At 74.9% G+C, this 16,574-nt stretch carries 12 protein-coding genes; 7 read left to right on the top strand and 5 right to left on the bottom strand.

Features of this window, described 5'->3' with window-relative positions; all coding sequences use genetic code 11:
• Positions 1 to 60: 60 nt before the first annotated feature.
• The 3 genes from GBN72_RS27210 to GBN72_RS27200 form a co-directional block, all read right to left on the bottom strand.
• Complete coding sequence (locus tag GBN72_RS27210; RefSeq protein ID WP_151774539.1) at positions 61 to 1,644, bottom strand: DUF5719 family protein; 1,584 nt, start codon at positions 1,642 to 1,644, stop codon at positions 61 to 63.
• Positions 1,641 to 5,438 carry a glycosyltransferase family 2 protein gene (locus GBN72_RS27205; RefSeq protein ID WP_151774538.1) on the bottom strand — a complete coding sequence of 1,266 codons (3,798 nt, stop codon included), beginning with the start codon at positions 5,436 to 5,438 and terminating at the stop codon, positions 1,641 to 1,643. Before GBN72_RS27205 ends, GBN72_RS27210 begins: the two co-directional genes overlap by 4 nt.
• 232 nt (positions 5,439 to 5,670) lie before the next feature.
• On the bottom strand, positions 5,671 to 5,934 hold the full coding sequence (locus tag GBN72_RS27200) for a WhiB family transcriptional regulator (RefSeq protein ID WP_108951581.1): 264 nt from the start codon (positions 5,932 to 5,934) through the stop codon (positions 5,671 to 5,673).
• A gap of 750 nt (positions 5,935 to 6,684) precedes the next feature.
• Here GBN72_RS27200 and GBN72_RS27195 point away from each other — a divergent pair.
• The 5 genes from GBN72_RS27195 (at position 6,685) to GBN72_RS27175 (ending at position 11,640) form a co-directional block, all read left to right on the top strand.
• Positions 6,685 to 7,203, top strand: coding sequence for a cysteine dioxygenase (locus GBN72_RS27195; RefSeq protein WP_151774537.1), 519 nt, complete (start codon positions 6,685 to 6,687; stop codon positions 7,201 to 7,203).
• 75 nt (positions 7,204 to 7,278) lie between these two features.
• Entirely contained in the window at positions 7,279 to 8,238 is a 960-nt protein-coding gene (gene cofD, locus GBN72_RS27190) for a 2-phospho-L-lactate transferase (RefSeq protein WP_151774536.1), read from the top strand.
• Positions 8,235 to 9,560, top strand: a complete 1,326-nt coding sequence (locus GBN72_RS27185; protein ID WP_151774535.1) for a coenzyme F420-0:L-glutamate ligase — start codon at positions 8,235 to 8,237, stop codon at positions 9,558 to 9,560. The genes cofD and GBN72_RS27185 overlap by 4 nt, the downstream gene beginning before the upstream one ends.
• Before the next feature lie 212 nt (positions 9,561 to 9,772).
• A complete protein-coding gene (locus GBN72_RS27180) occupies positions 9,773 to 10,543 on the top strand; it encodes a hypothetical protein (protein WP_174887216.1) in 771 nt (256 codons plus the stop codon).
• 113 nt (positions 10,544 to 10,656) lie between these two features.
• The gene (locus GBN72_RS27175; protein ID WP_151774533.1) at positions 10,657 to 11,640 is read left to right on the top strand and encodes a DNA-3-methyladenine glycosylase family protein; all 984 of its coding nucleotides are present in this window, start codon (positions 10,657 to 10,659) and stop codon (positions 11,638 to 11,640) included.
• Positions 11,641 to 11,664: 24 nt separating this feature from the next.
• On the opposite strand, the gene manB is transcribed toward GBN72_RS27175, so the two are convergent.
• Positions 11,665 to 12,750 carry a mannose-1-phosphate guanylyltransferase gene (gene manB / locus GBN72_RS27170; protein WP_151774532.1) on the bottom strand — a complete coding sequence of 362 codons (1,086 nt, stop codon included), beginning with the start codon at positions 12,748 to 12,750 and terminating at the stop codon, positions 11,665 to 11,667.
• 117 nt (positions 12,751 to 12,867) lie between these two features.
• Positions 12,868 to 14,349 carry a peptidoglycan recognition protein family protein gene (locus GBN72_RS27165; RefSeq protein WP_246212934.1) on the bottom strand — a complete coding sequence of 494 codons (1,482 nt, stop codon included), beginning with the start codon at positions 14,347 to 14,349 and terminating at the stop codon, positions 12,868 to 12,870.
• A 129-nt stretch (positions 14,350 to 14,478) separates the two neighbouring features.
• Here GBN72_RS27165 and GBN72_RS27160 point away from each other — a divergent pair, with 129 nt between their 5' ends.
• Complete coding sequence (locus GBN72_RS27160) at positions 14,479 to 15,234, top strand: TIGR03089 family protein (protein ID WP_151774530.1); 756 nt, start codon at positions 14,479 to 14,481, stop codon at positions 15,232 to 15,234.
• 76 nt (positions 15,235 to 15,310) lie between these two features.
• Positions 15,311 to 16,519, top strand: a complete 1,209-nt coding sequence (locus GBN72_RS27155; RefSeq protein WP_439959819.1) for an LCP family protein — start codon at positions 15,311 to 15,313, stop codon at positions 16,517 to 16,519.
• Positions 16,520 to 16,574 lie beyond the last annotated feature (55 nt).

The raw sequence follows: 16,574 nt of genomic DNA, 5'->3' as shown, positions 1-16,574 counted from the left end.
GGCCGTGCCCGGCCTCTCGTCGGGAACGAGGGGCCGGGCACGGCCGGTTCGGGACGCGGGTCAGTTCTGCAGCACCGTCAGGTCCTGTTCGGTCTTCGGGACGGCCACCCGGCCGCGGTCGTCCGGCAGGGTCTGCACGGTGAAGGCGGCGATGCCGTCCAGCTTCTCGGCGAGGGTCCGGGCTGCGTACACCGGGCCGCCGGACACCGGCTCGATCACCAGGGCGTAGGTGCCCTTGAGGCCGCTCGGCGCGGGCAGCTCGATGTCGGTGGTGGTGCCCTTCTTCAGCTTGTACGTCTTCGAGGTGCCGGTGCCGCCCCCGCTGCCCGCGGAGGAGGTCACCTTGACGGTGGCGTCCGCGGTCGGGGCGACCAGGGAGAGCGTGGTGCCCTTGGCGGTGTTGCCGAGCGCGGTGGCGCGGGTGGTGACGGCCCCCGTCGCGGGGATGAAGGCGGTCTCCTGCTTGGCGCCCTTGCCGCGCACCACCTGGAGTCCGGCCACCACCGGGACCTCGCGCCCGGTCGAGGTGAGCAGCAGCGAGCCGGCCTCGCCCCGGGTGACGTCCTTGAGGTCCGTCGAGGTGGTCATGCCCGCCTTGACGTGCAGGGTCTCCAGGCCGGCCGGGGTGATGGCGCCGGTGGGCGAGGCGAGGCGGACGGCGAGGTCGGCGTCCGAGTCGCCGGGCGCGTAGGCGATCAGGCGGACCGAGGTGGCGTCCTTGGGGATGCCGGGCAGCACCAGCGAGCCGGCCGGGTCGGCGGCCGGGGCGATCCAGTCGCCGCCGTTGCCGGTGTCCAGGGCCTGCACGCGGGCCCCGACCCGGCCGCTGCGGACGCTGACGTGCGCGGTGACGTCGGGCAGCGGCTGGTCGGTGAGGGTGGACAGCAGGACCCGCTCGCTGCCGAGCGGCGGGACCGTCACGCCGTCGGGGACCGAGGTCTCCAGCTGGCCCTCCGGGCCGAAGAGCTCGATGTCGACGACGGCCGCGGAGTCGTCCGGGTTCGTCAGGTGCACGTAGTCGGTGCGGAACTCCGCGGTGCTGGCGCCCGGGAACCAGAAGTCGGTGTCCGGGACGCTGCAGGCGGTGCCGTGCAGTCCGCGGCCCGCGCCGACGGTGACCTTGGTGGTCTGCTGGACCGTCCAGCCGGGGGCGAAGCGGCCGTCGGCGGTGCCGAGCAGCGCGGGCTCCTCGCCGCCGGAGCTCTCCCGGGAGACGGGCTTGCCGGGCTCCTTGAGCGTGAGCACCGGCTTGCCGGCGGGACGGGCCTCGGCGGCCGCCGTGTCCTCGCCGCCCTCGGAGTCCTCGGTGCCTTCGGCGTCCTCCGTGCCCTCGGGCTTCCCGGCGTCGGCGTCGGCCGGGTCCTCGTCCTCCGCACCGGACGCCGAGGGCGCGGCGGGCAGGAGTTCGGCCTTGCCGCCGTCGGCCGCGTCCTCGGTGACCGGGGTGAACGCGGTGCGGACCGTCTCGGCGATGTCGGACCGGCTGGGCTCCGGGCAGAGCAGCTTGGTGCGCTCCACGGGCTGCTCGGCGGCCGTCGCCCCGGCCGTGACCGCGCTCTGCGGTTCGGGGGCGGTCAACGCGGCCACGCCGGTGACGGCGGCCAGGGCGACCGCGCCGGCGATCAGGGACATGGTGCGGTTCACTGCTGGCTCCCGTCGGGACGCTCACTGCCGTAGTCGTGGCCGTAGTGGCCCGGGCCGTACCCGTCGCCGTACGGGTCGCCCTGCTCCTGGACGCCGCCGTGGACGCCGGCGCCCGGACCGTACTCCTGACCGCCCTGGCGGTATCCCCGGGCGTCGGGGTCCGGGCTGTACGCCTCCCCCGTCACGAAGTCGCCGTAGGGGCCGCTGTACCCGGCGGCGTCCGCCGGTGCGGCGGCCTCGCCGGAGGAGTAGGCGTACGGGTCGTAGGCGTCGGCGGGCCAGCCGCCGTCGGGGTACCCGGCACCGCCCTGCGCGGCGGCCGCGTAGGCCTCCTGCGCACGGCCGTCGTCGCCCTGCCGGTCGTCCTCGTGCGGGTGGCCGTCCTGGCCGTGGTCGTCCGGGGTCCCGGCGGGGACGCCGGACGGGCCGGGGAACGGCTCCTGCGACTGCTGGCGCGGGAGGTCCGCGCCAGGGGCGGCACCTTGGGCGGCGGCCTGGGCGGCCGCCTCGGCCTCGGCCTGGGCGCGCAGACGGCGGGCCCGGCGGCCGTCGCCCTCGAGGTCCTCCGCGGTGATCTCGGGGGCCTCCTCGGGCAGGTCGTCGTCGATGTCGCGGCGTCCGCCCGGCAGGGCGAGCACGATCAGCGTGAGGGCGAGCAGGCCCTGCGCGCCGAGCCAGAGCACATGCGTCAGCGAGTTCTCGTGGGTGACCTCCAGCGCGCCTCCGGCGGGCGGGAGGCGGAAGCCCTGCGCCCAGCCGTCAAGCTTCACGGGGGTGAGCTCGACGCCGCCGACGGTGGCCGTCCAGCCGTCGTCGAAGGTGTCGGCGAGGCGCAGGACACGGCCCTCGGGACCGGCCGGGACCTTGCCGGTGATGTCCACCGGTCCCGCGGCGACCGGCTGGGCCTTGCCCGCGGAGGCGTCCGCGGACGGGAGGATCACGGCGCGGGAGATCTCCCGGTCCAGCCGCCACAGGCCGCTGCCGTCCTGCTGGCTGAGGCGGCTCAGGCCGGGCGTGGCGTCGAGCACGCGGGTGATCTCGCGGGGCGCGCCGGGGCGGACCAGGACGTAGCGGATGGCGAAGTCGCCGAGCTCGTCGGTCTGGTCGGCGCCGGATCCGGCGACCAGGTGGGCGACCACCCGGTCGAGGACCGCGCTGTCGCCGAGGGTCGCCGCGACGTCGGCGTCGCCGAGGCGGGCGCCGGAGCCGCGGACCAGGGTGTAGCCCACGTGGGCCGGGGAGGTGCTGTCCAGGACCAGGGTGCGGGCCTGGTCGTCGTCGCCGCTCTCCTCGGCGACGAAGGCCGGCACCTGCACCGGGTCGCGGCGCTCCAGCGGCCCCTCGGCGCCCGCGGCCATCCAGCCGACGGCCGCGATCAGCGGCCCCACGGCGGCGGCCAGGGCGATCAGCGCGGCGACCGGCTGACGCCAGCCGAAGCTCTGCTCGGCGACCCGGGACCGCGCGCCGTCCGCGCCGACGGCGGCGGCGCACAGCAGCGCCAGGCCGTAGACCAGGGTGGCGGGACCGGCCCAGGCGGAGCCGTTGGACAGGGCCGCGAACAGCAGGGCGGTCACGGCGACCGCCCAGGCGGCCGCCACCGGCGCGCGGCGCTCCTCGCGGACCAGCGCGGCCAGCGCGGCGAGCACCACGCCGATCAGCAGCAGCCCGCCGACCGTGCCGGGGCCGCCGGGGCTGGCGCCGAGCAGGTCGAGCGGCGAGGCCGCGCCGACGCCGAAGCCCATGCCGGCCTCGGTGAAGAAGCCGGTGGGCAGCAGCGAGAGCGACCAGGGCGCCAGCACCAGCAGCGGCGTGCCGAGCTGGGCGAGCAGGCGGAGCGCGTACGGCACCAGGTCACCGCGGCGCACCACGAGCACCGCGACGCCCAGGACGAGGGCGAGCGGCCAGACGATCGGGGTGAACGCCGTGGTGAGGGTGAGCAGGAGCGTGTACGCCCAGGTGGCACGCCAGGTGCCGCGGGCGTCGCCGCGCGCGGTGAGGCCGCTCGCGGCGACCGCGGCGCGGGCCATCAGCGGCAGCACCATGGCCAGCACGGCCGTGCCGAGACGGCCGCCGGCCAGGGCGCCGGTCGCGGCGGGCAGGAACGCGTAGACCACGCAGGCCCAGGCGCGCAGCAGCCGGGAGGGGACCAGCGGGCGGGAGGCGAAGTAGGCGCTCAGGCCGGCCAGCGGCACCGAGCAGACCAGCAGGAAGGTGACCGCGAGGCCCGCGGAGCCGCCGAACAGGGTGCCCAGGGCGGCGACCACGGCGAGGTACGGGGGCGCCGCCCCGGTGCCGCCGGCGCCGACCGCGTGCCAGGCGGAGGTGTAGGTGGCCCACAGGTCGAAGGCGCTGTCGGGGGCGGGCAGCAGGGCGCCGCCGGCCAGGGCGCCGCCGGAGAACAGCGAACGGCAGGCGATCAGCGAGACCAGCAGCAGGAGGGCGAAGAGCACCGGGGCGGGGTTGCGGGCGATGCGCTTGAGGCGGGCGTGCTGCTCGGGCTGGACGAACGCCTCGTCCGCGTCGCCGCCACCGCCGTGGCGGCCGGCGCCGGTGCTGGCCTCGGGGTCGGAGCGGCGGGTCAGGCTGCCCGCGGCCTGCTCCAGGGTGGCCCGCAGGGTGGCGCCACGGGGCGGGAAGAGTTCCCGCAGTTCGTCCTTGCCGGCCACCGGGCGGCCCCGGCGGCGGCGTCCGGCGAGGATCCGCTCGGGCCGCAGCAGCACCCCGAGCAGACCGCGGATCTCGTCCAGGGCCTGCCCGGGCAGCTTGCCGACGAGGTAGGCGACGGTGCGCAGCACGGTGCCGAGGACCAGGCGCAGCGACACCCAGGGCAGCGCGGAGCCGGGGCTGTTGACGAGCAGGGTGTAGACGGCGCCGGCCTTGTCCACGCGGTGCGGGGAGGCGACGGTACGGCCCACGCAGTCGACGTCGCGGCGCTCGCGGGATGCGGCCTCGGCGTGCCGGACGACGGCCTCGGGGGCGACCAGGACCTGGTGGCCCTGGGACCGGGCGCGCCAGCACAGGTCGATGTCGTCGCGCATCAGCGGCAGCCTGCGGTCGAAGCCGCCGAGCTCCTCGTAGACGTCGCGGCGGATCAGCATGCCGGCGGTGGAGACGGCGAGGGCGGGCTTCACGAAGTCGTGCTGGCCCTGGTCCTGTTCACGGCGGTCCAGGCCGGTCCAGCGGCGGCCGCTGTTGGCGATGGTGACGCCGGCCTCGAGGAGCTGCCGGCGGTCGTACCAGCCGCGCAGCTTCGGGCCCACCACGGCGACCTCGCGGCCCGCCTCGGCCTCGCGCTCGACGACCGCCAGCATCTGGGCGAGCGCGTCCGGGGCGGGCGCGCAGTCGTCGTGGAGCAGCCAGAGCCACTGCACAGGTTCGCCGTACGGCAGGTCGGGCAGGTCGTAGGTCTCGTCCCGCCAGGTGCGGGTGACCGGGTCCCAGCCGCTGGGCCGCTTGAGGTACGGCAGGTCCTCGGGGGTGAGGACGGGCGCCGTCCGGTGGACCTCGTCGACGGCCTGGCCGAAGCCGGTGCGGCGGGCGAGGTGCAGCACGCGGTCGGGGCCGAGCGCCTCGGTGACCAGGCGCGCGGAGTCGTCGGCGCTGCCGGTGTCGGCGGCGAAGGCGTCCTGGACCGGACGCTCCTGGCCGAGCAGCCCGGCGAGCGCGTCGGGGAGCCAGCGGGCGCCGTCGTGGGCGACGAGCACCGCCGTGACCACGTGGCGCGGGAACTCGGGAGTGGCGCCGCCTGGGGAGGCTGCTGTCTGGTGGGCTGCCGTTTGGCTGTGCACGGTCATCGAGGTACAGGCCCCGGTTCGATGGACTGCGGTGGACGCCCCCACTCCCGTCAGGCGGCTGCCCCGGGGGCTGCTGCCTCTGCCGGGGAATGCGTGGCGTCTCGGACGGAGAGCCACACTAACGGCTGCGCGACAAACGGCCCGCCGCCTGTGGAGAACCCACGGGCGACGGGCCGTACGTTGTGGAACGAACTGTGCCGTCTGTCCGGTCGCCCGAAGGCGGCCGGACCGGTCAGACGGCGGCCTTCTTCAGTCGGCGGCGCTCCCGCTCGGAGAGACCGCCCCAGATCCCGAAGCGCTCGTCGTTGGCGAGCGCGTACTCGAGGCATTCGGACCTGACCTCGCAGGCGAGACAGACCTTCTTGGCCTCCCTCGTGGAGCCGCCCTTCTCCGGGAAGAAGGATTCGGGGTCGGTCTGGGCGCACAGCGCGCGCTCCTGCCAGCCGAGCTCCTCGTTCGCGTCGTCGACCAGCAGTTGCTGCACCAGCTCGGTCATGCTGCGCCCCTCGTCTGTTCTTCCGCGTCCCCGTGATGTCCCCGTGTGATTCGGCCATCACCGACGGTGGCCGAACGACACGAGTGAAATTACAAGTGTGCCGCTCCGGGCGAGTCAAGCCAGGATCTGCTATTGAGCCCCTTATTCACCCTGCCGAACCAAGCCCTCGCCGAAAGTGTTCAAATCATCCTGAACTTCGACGGACTGACGGTGGGTCACCAGCCACCCCCCGCGCGGGCTCGATCACAGTTGGATCACGGCCCGGGTGGAGGCGGTCGGCACCGACAGGTTTGACGCGTCCGGTTGTGCGCCATGTGTCCCGGTCTCCTCAGCCACAAACCTTCCTCTTCTCAGAACACCCCCAGAAGGTGAAGTTCGTCCCATTCACGCGTGGCCGAGTTGACACGGAACGTGTGACCGGATGTGCTGAGGGGCATGCTCGCGAACTCGGCATCCGCCCCGACCCGCTCCGCCGGGTTCCTCGGTGCTGCCCCTGTTCGCCTCAGCTGTCACCTCTGTTGTCAGCCCTGTTGTCGCCGCACCGGCTGTTGAGCCTCTGACGCTCCGGCCGTAGCCCGCCCGGCGACCCCGGGCAGGCCGCGCACCCTTCCGGGACCTCCCGTCCCCACCGCCTCTCCCGGCCCGTACCAGGGCCCAGCCGTCACGGTCCGTGACCCGGACCCCGGCGGAAAGCGGTGCCGTCTCCCCCTCCCCCCGCCTCCCTCCCCGCCACAGGAACCCAGCGCCCCCATGAACAGCGACAGCGACCTGCAGATCGCCGGCGACATCCTCGAGGTCCTCCACCTGCTCCAGCCGGAGCGCGAACACCCGTCCACCGTCGCCGACTTCACCCGGCTCGCCCGGACGATCGCCGCGGACCGCCCGCGGTGGGAGCACCTGGTGCGCTACGACGCGACCACCCGCTGGTACCACCGGCTGCTGACCGGCCCCGGCTACGAGGTCTGGCTGCTGTCCTGGCTGCCCGGCCAGACCACCGGTCTGCACCACCACGGCCCGTCCTCCGGGGTGCTCACCGTCCTGGACGGCACCCTGACCGAGCGCAACGCGCCCTCCGGCCCCTCCGGCCCCTCCCGGCGCGTCCTGGAGCCGGGCGCCCAGCGCGTGTTCGCGCCGCAGCACCTCCACGAGATCGTGAACGACTCCCTGGAGCCGGCGGTCAGCCTGCACGTCTACTTCCCCGGCCTGACCGAGATGCCGATGCACACCTCCGCGCCGGCGGCGGTGGCGGTGGCCCGCGCCGACGCCTGACGCGCCGCCAAGGCGCGGTCGCGGCGGCCCTCGGCCGCCTGCCGGTCGCCGGGGCGGGCCTGCGAGACTGGGCCCATGCGCATTGTGGTTCTGGCAGGCGGCATCGGCGGTGCCCGGTTCCTGCGCGGTCTGAAGGCGGCCGTGCCGGACGCGACCGTCACCGTGATCGGCAACACCGGGGACGACATCCACCTCTTCGGGCTGAAGGTCTGCCCGGACCTCGACACGGTGATGTACACCCTGGGCGGTGGCATCAACGAGGAGCAGGGCTGGGGAAGGACCGACGAGACCTTCCACGTCAAGGAGGAGCTCAACGCCTACGGGGTGGGCCCCGACTGGTTCGGGCTGGGTGACCGCGACTTCGCCACGCACGTGGTCCGCACCCAGATGCTCGGCGCGGGATACCCGCTGAGCGCGGTCACCGAGGCGCTGTGCGACCGGTGGAAGCCGGGCGTGCGGCTGATCCCGATGTCCGACGACCGGGTGGAGACCCATGTCGCGGTGACGCTTGACGGCGAGCGGCGGGCGGTCCACTTCCAGGAGTACTGGGTGCGGCTGCGGGCCTCGGTGGCGGCCGAGGCGATCGTGCCGGTCGGCGCGGAGCAGGCCAAGCCCGCGCCCGGCGTGCTGGAGGCGATCGCCGAGGCCGACGTGATCCTCTTCCCGCCGTCCAACCCGGTCGTCTCGGTCGGCACCATCCTCGCCGTGCCCGGCATCCGGGAGGCGATCGCCGAGGCCGGGGTGCCGGTGGTGGGGCTCTCCCCCATCGTCGGGGACGCGCCGGTGCGCGGGATGGCCGACAAGGTGCTCGCGGCGGTCGGCGTCGAGTCCACGGCCGCGGCGGTCGCCGAGCACTACGGCTCGGGGCTGCTGGACGGCTGGCTGGTCGACACGGTCGACGCCGGCGCGGTCGGGCGGGTCGAGGCGGCGGGCATCCGCTGCCGGGCCGTGCCGCTGATGATGACCGACGTGGACGCCACCGCGGCCATGGCCCGCGAGGCGCTGGCCCTCGCCGAGGAGGTGCGGGAGGCGTGAGCGAGTCCCCGCGGGAGACGCGGCCCGGGTTCCGGGTGTGGGCGGTCGAGGGGCTGCCCGAGGTGCGGGAGGGCGACGACCTCGCCAAGCTGATCGCCGCCGCCGAGCCGGACCTGGCCGACGGAGACGTGGTGCTGGTCACCTCGAAGATCGCCTCCAAGGCGGAGGGCCGGATCATGGCGGCCGCCGACCGGGAGGCCGCCATCGACGCCGAGACGGTCCGGGTGGTCGCCCGGCGCGGCACGCTGCGGATCGTGGAGAACCGGCAGGGCCTGGTGATGGCCGCGGCCGGCGTCGACGCCTCCAACACGCCCGCCGGGACGGTGCTGCTGCTGCCCGAGGACCCCGACGCGTCCGCCCGCACCGTCCGGGAGGGGCTGCGGGCGGAACTGGGCGTGGACGTCGGCGTGGTCGTCACCGACACCTTCGGCCGGCCCTGGCGCAACGGGCTCACCGACGTGGGCATCGGCGCGGCCGGCGTGCGGGTCCTGGACGACCTGCGGGGCGGCACGGACGCGCACGGCAACCCGCTGTCCGCCACGGTCGTGGCGCTCGCCGACGAGCTGGCGGCGGCGGGCGACCTGGTCAAGGGCAAGGCGGCGGGGCGGCCGGTGGCCGTGGTGCGGGGGCTGTCCCACCTGGTCGGCGACGACGGGGCCGGAGCGCGGGGCGCGCGGGCGCTGGTGCGGTCGGCGCGGGACGACATGTTCCGGCTGGGGACCTCCGAGGCCGTGCGGGAGGCCGTCGCCCAGCGGCGCACCGTGCGTTCCTTCACCGACGAGCCGGTCGACCCGGGCGCGGTCCGGCGGGCCGTCGCCGCGGCGGTGACCGCGCCGGCGCCGCACCACACGACGCCGTGGCGGTTCGTGCTGCTGGAGAGCGAGGAGTCGCGGATCCGGCTGCTGGACGCGATGAGGGACGCCTGGATCGCCGACCTGCGGCGGGACGGGAAGAGCGAGGAGTCGGTCGCCAAGCGGGTGCGGCGCGGGGACGTGCTGCGCAACGCGCCGTACCTGGTGGTGCCGTGCCTGGTCATGGACGGCTCGCACACCTACGGCGACGCCCGGCGGGACGGGGCGGAGCGGGAGATGTTCGTCGTCGCCATGGGCGCGGGCGTGCAGAATTTCCTGGTCGCGCTGGCCGGGGAGCGGCTGGGGTCCGCGTGGGTGTCGTCGACGATGTTCTGCCGGGACGTCGTGCGCGAGGTGCTGGCGCTGCCGGAGGGGTGGGACCCGATGGGGGCCGTCGCGGTGGGTCACCCCGCCGAGGAGCCGAGGCCGCGGGCGGCACGCTCCGCCGAGACCTTCCTCACGGTGCGCTAGCTCCACGTCGCGCCGTTCGCGGGCGGCGCGGTCCGTGCTCCGCCCGCCGCGCCGCCCGCCTCGTCTCGCCTCGCCTCGCCTCGCCGGAAGCGGGGATCGTCCGATGCCCCATCGTGATGCGCCGGTGTACAACCTCGTCCGGACGCCGGCCGTCTGTAAGGCGCCGGAGGGATGAGCCTTCCGTGCGTCCGCTGGCGGAGATCGGGGATCAGGTGGGGAAGCAGATCTGGAGAGTCGTCGTGGCCGGTGGCGCGGCGGCGGTGTTCATGGCCGTGGCCGCGGCGCCGGCCGGGGCGGCCGAGGGAGGAGTCTCGTTCACCCGTGTCCAGGTGAACGACGGCAAGCCGATCGTGATCGGGGTGTCGAACGAGGTCGCGGTGCCCGCCTCCTTCCGGATGGCGACGACCGAGGCGTGGGAGTTTCCCCACGTGTTCCTGTACCGCGGTTCTGCGAACGGCGGCGACGAACTGTGGCACGCCATCGAGACGAGCGACTGCGTCAAGGTGAGCGCGGGCGTCTGTGACTTCAACGAGACGATGTACTTCGACCCGAGCGAATGGGACATGTCCAACAAGGAGGCCGGGGCCTGGAAGGTCGCGGCCCGGGTGTACTTCAAGGGCGACGGTGCCGACACCGACGACGAGGGTCTGACGGTTCACGTCAAGCGCAACTCCCGTCTGACCGTCAACGCCTCCCCCGAACCGGTGACCAAGGGCAAGAGCATCACCGTGACCGGGAAGGTCACCCGGGCCAACTGGGAGACCAGGAAGTACGTCTCCTACGGAGGCCGCCTGGTGAGCCTGCAGTTCAAGCCCGCCGGCTCCACCTCCTACAGCACGGTGAAGAAGGTGTACGCGAACAGCTCGGGTGATCTCAGGACGACCGTGACGGCCTCCCGGACGGGTACCTGGCGCTGGGTGTACTACGGCAACACCACCACCGGGCCGTCGACGTCGTCCGGGGACAACGTCGTGGTGAAGTGACGTCCGTGCGGTGACGTCCGCGGTGCCGGCGGCCGGTGGACCGTCGAGCCGACCGGCACCGGCCACCCGGTGCCGCCCGCCCGGTGTCGGGGACGGACCGTACCCTCGGGGGCATGGCAGGACGTTTCGCGCCGCGCGTGCCCAGGGGTGCGGGTGTGCCCCGGCAGGGTGGCGGACCCGGGCTGGTCCGGGAGCTGGTTCCGGGCGGCCCGGTGGATCTCCCCCTGGTGCTGGGGGTGCTGCGGCGCGGGGCCGGCGACCCGTCGTTCCGGATGACGCAGGACGGCGCGGTGTGGCGGGCCACCCGGACGCCGCTGGGCCCCGGAACGGTCCGCGTCTCCGCGCGCACCGCGCTGGGGACGGTGCGCGGCGAGGCCTGGGGTCCGGGTGCGCAGTGGCTGCTGGACGGGCTGCCGGGGCTGGTGGGGATGGAGGACGACCCCTCCGCGTTCGTGCCGCGCCACCGCCTGCTCGCGCTGACCGCGCGGCGCGTGCCGGGCCTGCGGCTGACCCGGACCGGTCTGGTGCTGGAGTCGTTGATCCCCTCGGTGCTGGAGCAGAAGGTCACCGCGGACGAGGCGTACCGGGGCTGGCGGCGGCTGCTCCAGGCGTTCGGCGAGCCCGCGCCGGGTCCCGCGCCGGAGGGCATGCGGGTGATGCCGCACCCGCGGGCGTGGGCGCTGGTGCCGTCCTGGGAGTGGCACCGGGCCGGCGTCGACGACAAGCGCGCGGCGACGATCCTGCGGGCGGTGCGGGTCTTCGAGCGGATGGAGGAGGCCGCGGCGATGCCGGCGGAGGCCGCGCGGGCGCGGCTGGAGGTGGTGCCGGGCATCGGGCCGTGGACCTCGGCCGAGGTGGTGCAGCGGTCGCACGGCGCGGCGGACGAGGTGACGACCGGGGACCTGCACCTGCCGGGGATCGTGGGGCACGCGCTGGCCGACGACCGGGACGCCGACGACGCGGCGATGCTGCGGCTGCTGGAGCCCTACGCGGGCGCGGGACAGCGGCACCGGGCGGCCCGGCTGGTGCTGCTGAGCGGGCGGATCCCCGCGCGGAGGGCGCCGCGCATGCGGCGGGGCGACATCAGCGTGTGGTGACGGCGCCCCGCCTCGCCCGAAGGGCTACGCCACGTCCGACGAGAACCGGACCGACCCCGCCGGGATCCGCGCGTCGCACCACACTCTGACGCCGGCCCGCAGCTCGTTGTCGGGGCCCACGAACGCGCCGTCGCCGATCACCGCGCCGGTGAGGACCGTGCGTTCGCCGATGTGGGCGTGGACGCCGACCAGGGAGTCGGTGATGACGGCGCCGGGCTGGACGACCGCGCCCGGCAGGATGGTGGAGCCGCTGATCCGCGCGCCCTCGGCGACCAGCGCGCCCTCGCCCACCACCGTGCCGCCGGTGAGCTTGGCGTCGGCGGCCACCACCGCGGAGGGCAGGACCAGCCGGTCGCCGCAGCGGCCGGGCACGGCGGGGGACGGGGCGCGGCCGAGAACCAGGTCTGCGGAGCCGCGGACGAAGGCCTCGGGGGTGCCGAGGTCGAGCCAGTAGGTGGAGTCGACCATGCCCTGCAGGTGCGCGCCGGCCGCCAGCAGGCCGGGGAAGGTCTCCCGCTCGACGGAGACCGGCCGCCCGGCCGGGATGGTGTCGACGACCGAGCGCCGGAAGACGTAGCAGCCGGCGTTGATCTGGTCGGTGACGATCTCCTCGGGCGTCTGGGGCTTCTCCAGGAACGCGGTCACCCGGCCCGTGGGGTCGGTCGGCACCAGCCCGTAGGCGCGCGGGTCGGTGACCCGGGTCAGGTGGAGCGAGACGTCGGCGCCGCATGCCTCGTGGGTGCGGACCAGGGCACGGATGTCGAGGCCGGTGAGGATGTCGCCGTTGAAGACGAGGACGGGCTCGTCCGGGCCGGACCGGAGCCGGGCCGCCGCGTTGCGGATGGCGCCGCCGGTGCCCAGGGGCTCCCGCTCGGTGACGTACTCGAGGTGGAGTCCCAGCGCGGAGCCGTCGCCGAAGTACGGCTCGAACACCTCTGCCAGGTAGGACGTGGCGAGCACCACGTGCTCCACGCCGGCGGCGGCGGCCCGGGCCAACTGGTGCTGGAGGAACGGAACCCCGGCCGCGCGGACCATGGGCTTGGGAGTGTTCACCGTCACCGGGCGCAGCCGGGTGCCCTTGCCGCCGACCAGGAGGATCGCTTCTGTCACCTGTCGTCTCTGCTTCCTGCCGGGACCGGCCGATCTTGGTGTCGGCCGGCCAGTGTACGCAGACCGTTCGAAGGCTGTACGAGCGTCAGGAGCCGGCCGGCCCCCACCGCCCCGGCGTCATCGTCCCTGGTAGCGGGCCGAGGTCTTCCGGGCCGTGCCGAGCTTGCTGTAGAGGCGACCACCCGGACAGCTCGTGGCGAATCCGTCCCGGTGCCCGGAGATGGTGTTCAGTCGTACATTCTTGCCTTTTTGGTAGCGATTGCCACCGCCCGATTTCAGATAAGTCTTGCCGCGCGGGTTCATGCCGTGCAGGCCGAGTTTCCACGCCGTCAGGCGGGCGATGCCGCGGACGGACTTCGCGGTGGGCTTGGTGGCGCCGAAGCTGCCGATCACGGCGATGCCCATGCTGTTGCTGTTGAAGCCCAGGGTGTGGGCGCCCATCACGGGGCGGGTGACCCCGCCGGCGCGGCCCTCGTAGATCTTGCCGCACTTGTCGACGAGGAAGTTGTAGCCGATGTCCCGCCAGCCCATGCTGCCCACGTGGTAGCGGTAGATACTGCGGATGACCGAGGGGGCCTGCTTGCAGGTGTACCCGTTGCCGGTCGCGGTGTGGTGGACGAACGCCACCTTGACCTTCTTGGTGTAGGCGAAGCTCTTCTCCCGCAGGCTCTCGTTCGCCTTCCAGCCCCGGCGGGTGACGATCGCGGGACGCGGTCCGATGTACGGCGCGGCCCTGGGCCCGTCCACGACCGGGTCCCCGGCCCCCGCCTCCGCCACCTCCGTCGTATCCGTCGTATCCGTCGTATCCGTCGTATCCGTCCCCTCCGTCGCCTGGTCCTCCTCGGTGGCCGGACCGGCCGGCGCGGGGGTGTCCGGCGGGTGGGGGGTGTCGGGGGTGCCGGGGGCGGAGCCGCGCAGGGCGGCGGCCTCCCGTGCGGTCTCCGCGCGACTCAGCGCGGGCAGCACCTCCGGCTGCGCCGGGGCGGCGGCGCGCGTGGCGGGAGCGCCGGAGGCGGCGCCCTCGCCGGGGTCGACCAGTTCGGCCCGCAGTCCGGCCGGGAGGGCGGGGATCGCGCCGCCGTGACCGTGCCCGTCCGCCTCGGGCCGGGCCCTGATCTCGACGCCGTCGGAGGCGCCCACCCACAGCGGGGCGGTGCCGCCGCGGGCGGCGTCCTCGGCGGTGCCCGGATCGGCTCCGTGCTCGGAGGTGTGGGTCTCCAGGCCCTTCCAGGCGCTCCACCGGCCGGTGGCGGCGCCCCGGGTGCGGACCTGGACCCGGCCGTGGAACTCGGCGTCCGGGTCGTCCCAGACGACGCCGACGAGGGAGAACGGCCGGACGTCCCGGCGGGCGAGGCCCTGTTCGGCCCGGCCGGGGGCGGCGGTGGCGGCCCGGCGGCCGTCGAGGGGGGCGAGGGGCAGCGACTGGGTGGAGCCGGCGTCCCCCGCCGCCTCCGCCGCGGGCAGGCGTGCGGGCGGCCGGGCCGCCGCGGCGGGGGCGGCCACGACGACGGCGAGCGGCACGACCAGTGACGTCGCGCAGGTGATGCCGAGCGAGGAGGCGAGGGGGGAGAGGAATGAGGAAGAAAGGAGTCCGCGCATACTCCGCATCCTGGACATAATCAGACATTCATGTCCATAGCTCTGTTGACGGCCTGTCGGGCGTCGTTCACCCGAACCGGTAGCGCCTCCCCGCTCCCCGGCCGCCTCCTGGCGCGTACCCTTGCGCCCGTGAACGCCACCGATCGCACCCCCGCCGACCTGCTGCGTTCCGCGCTCGCCGCGGACGCCGCGCGCCCCCTGGTGACCTTCTACGACGACGCCACCGGTGAGCGCGTCGAACTCTCCGTCGCCACCTTCGCCAATTGGGTGGCGAAGACGGCGAACTACCTCCAGGACGAGCTGTCCGCGGAACCGGGCGACCGGCTGGCCCTGCTGCTGCCGGGGCACTGGCAGGCAGCCGTCTGGCTGATGGCCTGTCACTCGGTGGGCGTGGTCGCGGATCCGGGCGGCGACGCGGCCGCCGCGGACCTGGTGGTCGCCGGGCCCGACACCCTTCAGGCCGCACGGGCCTGCTCCGGGGAGCGGATCGCCCTGTCGCTGCGACCGCTCGGCGGACGCTTCCCCGAGGCCCCGGCCGGCTTCCGCGACTACGCCGTCGAGGTCCCCGGGATGGGCGACCGGTTCGCGCCCTACGCGCCGGTCGACCCGGAGGAGCCCGCGCTGATCGTCGCCGGCCGCGAGTTCACCGCCGCAGAGGTGGTGGAGCGGGCCCGCGCCGAGGCTCCCGGCCTCGGACTGACCGGGCCGGCCTCGCGGATCCTCAGCGGCCTGCCGTACGACACCTGGGAGGGCGTCGCGGCCGGCCTGTACGCCCCGCTGGCCATCGGCGGCTCCGTGGTGCTCTGCCGCCACCTCGACCGGCTGGCGGAGGACTCCCTCGCCACCCGGGTGGACTCCGAGCGGGTCACCGCCACCGCCCGCTGATCCGGGGCGGCGCGGCGCGCGGCCCCGCCGGTCCGGGGCGGCGCGGCGCGCGGCGGCGGGGCTCGCGGGTGCGTCCGTGGGGGCGAAGTTGTCCTCCACCCGGCGGCACGGGCGGGAGAGCACGCCGCCGGACGGGCATGGCACCCACGTGCCGTCCGAGTCGTCGCCCACCTCGCCCCGCCGTCGCCGGCTGCGGATCGCCGTCGTCGTCCTCGGCACAACCACCGCGGTGCTGCTGGTGGCCGGCCTGCTGGCCGGCTGGGCCGTCTACAGCCGGCTGAGCGAGAACGTCACCTCCGACGAGGCGACCGCCGCCGAACTGGCGCGGCACGCCGCGGAGCGGCCGGGGCGGCCGGCGCCCGACGCGCGCAACGTGCTGCTGATCGGCTCCGACACCCGCTCCGGCGAGGGCAACGGGCGCTACGGCCGGAACCTGGGCGGGGAGCGCTCCGACACCACGATCCTGCTGCACCTGGCCGCCGGCCGGCGCAGCGCGGTCGCGGTCTCCCTGCCGCGCGACCTGATGGTGCGCGTCCCCGCCTGCCGCGAGCGCGACGGCGGCACCGGCCCCGCCCGCCTCGCCCAATTCAACAGCGCCTTCGGCACCGGCGGCCCGGCCTGCACCATCCGCACCGTCGAGAAGATGACCGGCGTGCGGATCGACCACCACATGATCATCGACTTCCACGGCTTCAAGGAGATGGTCGACGCCGTCGACGGCGTCGACATGTGCCTGAGCGAGCCGGTGCGCGACAAGGCGGCCCAGCTGGACCTCCCCGCCGGGCGGGTCACCCTCGACGGCGAGCAGGCCCTCGGCTGGGTCCGCGCCCGCAAGTCCCTCGGCGACGGCAGCGACACCGCGCGGATGGAACGCCAGCAGCGGTTCCTGGGCGCGCTGGTGCAGAAGGTCCGCAGCGACCACGTCCTCCACAACCCGCTGAGGCTCTACCCGGTGCTGCACGCGGCGACCTCCGCGCTGACCACCGACCCGGGGCTCGCGGGGCTGCGGGACCTGTACGGGTTCGTGCGCGAGGTGCGCGGCATCCCCTCCGAGCGCGTCCTCTTCACCACCGTCCCGCGTGAGCCGTACCCGGCCGACCCCAACCGCGACCGGCTGCTCGAGCCGGCCGCGGAACAGCTCTTCGAGCTGCTGCGCCACGACCGCCCGGTCGCGGTCACGGAGCGGACGTCCACCGGACGGACCGGCGCGCGCGGCGCCCCCGCGAAGCCGTCGCCCTCCCCCTCCTTCACCGGCTCCACGGCCGCCGAGGACCCCTGCGCGTAACGGACGGGTCGCCTCCGTCGAACCCCCGTGCTGCCGGCAGGTAAAACCATGGCCA

The organism is Streptomyces abyssomicinicus (assembly GCF_008974245.1).
GTDB lineage: Bacteria > Actinomycetota > Actinomycetes > Streptomycetales > Streptomycetaceae > Streptomyces > Streptomyces abyssomicinicus.
The sequence above is the reverse complement of the archived record's forward strand: the minus strand, read 5'-3'. Positions and strand labels throughout refer to the sequence as shown.

Coding starts and splice junctions, on each gene's coding strand:
- GBN72_RS27205 (WP_151774538.1), bottom strand. CDS start 5,438: ATGACCGTGCACAGCCAAACGGCAGCCCACCAGACAGCAGCCTCCCCA.
- GBN72_RS27200 (WP_108951581.1), bottom strand. CDS start 5,934: ATGACCGAGCTGGTGCAGCAACTGCTGGTCGACGACGCGAACGAGGAG.
- GBN72_RS27195 (WP_151774537.1), top strand. CDS start 6,685: ATGAACAGCGACAGCGACCTGCAGATCGCCGGCGACATCCTCGAGGTC.
- cofD (WP_151774536.1), top strand. CDS start 7,279: ATGCGCATTGTGGTTCTGGCAGGCGGCATCGGCGGTGCCCGGTTCCTG.
- GBN72_RS27175 (WP_151774533.1), top strand. CDS start 10,657: ATGGCAGGACGTTTCGCGCCGCGCGTGCCCAGGGGTGCGGGTGTGCCC.
- GBN72_RS27165 (WP_246212934.1), bottom strand. CDS start 14,349: ATGCGCGGACTCCTTTCTTCCTCATTCCTCTCCCCCCTCGCCTCCTCG.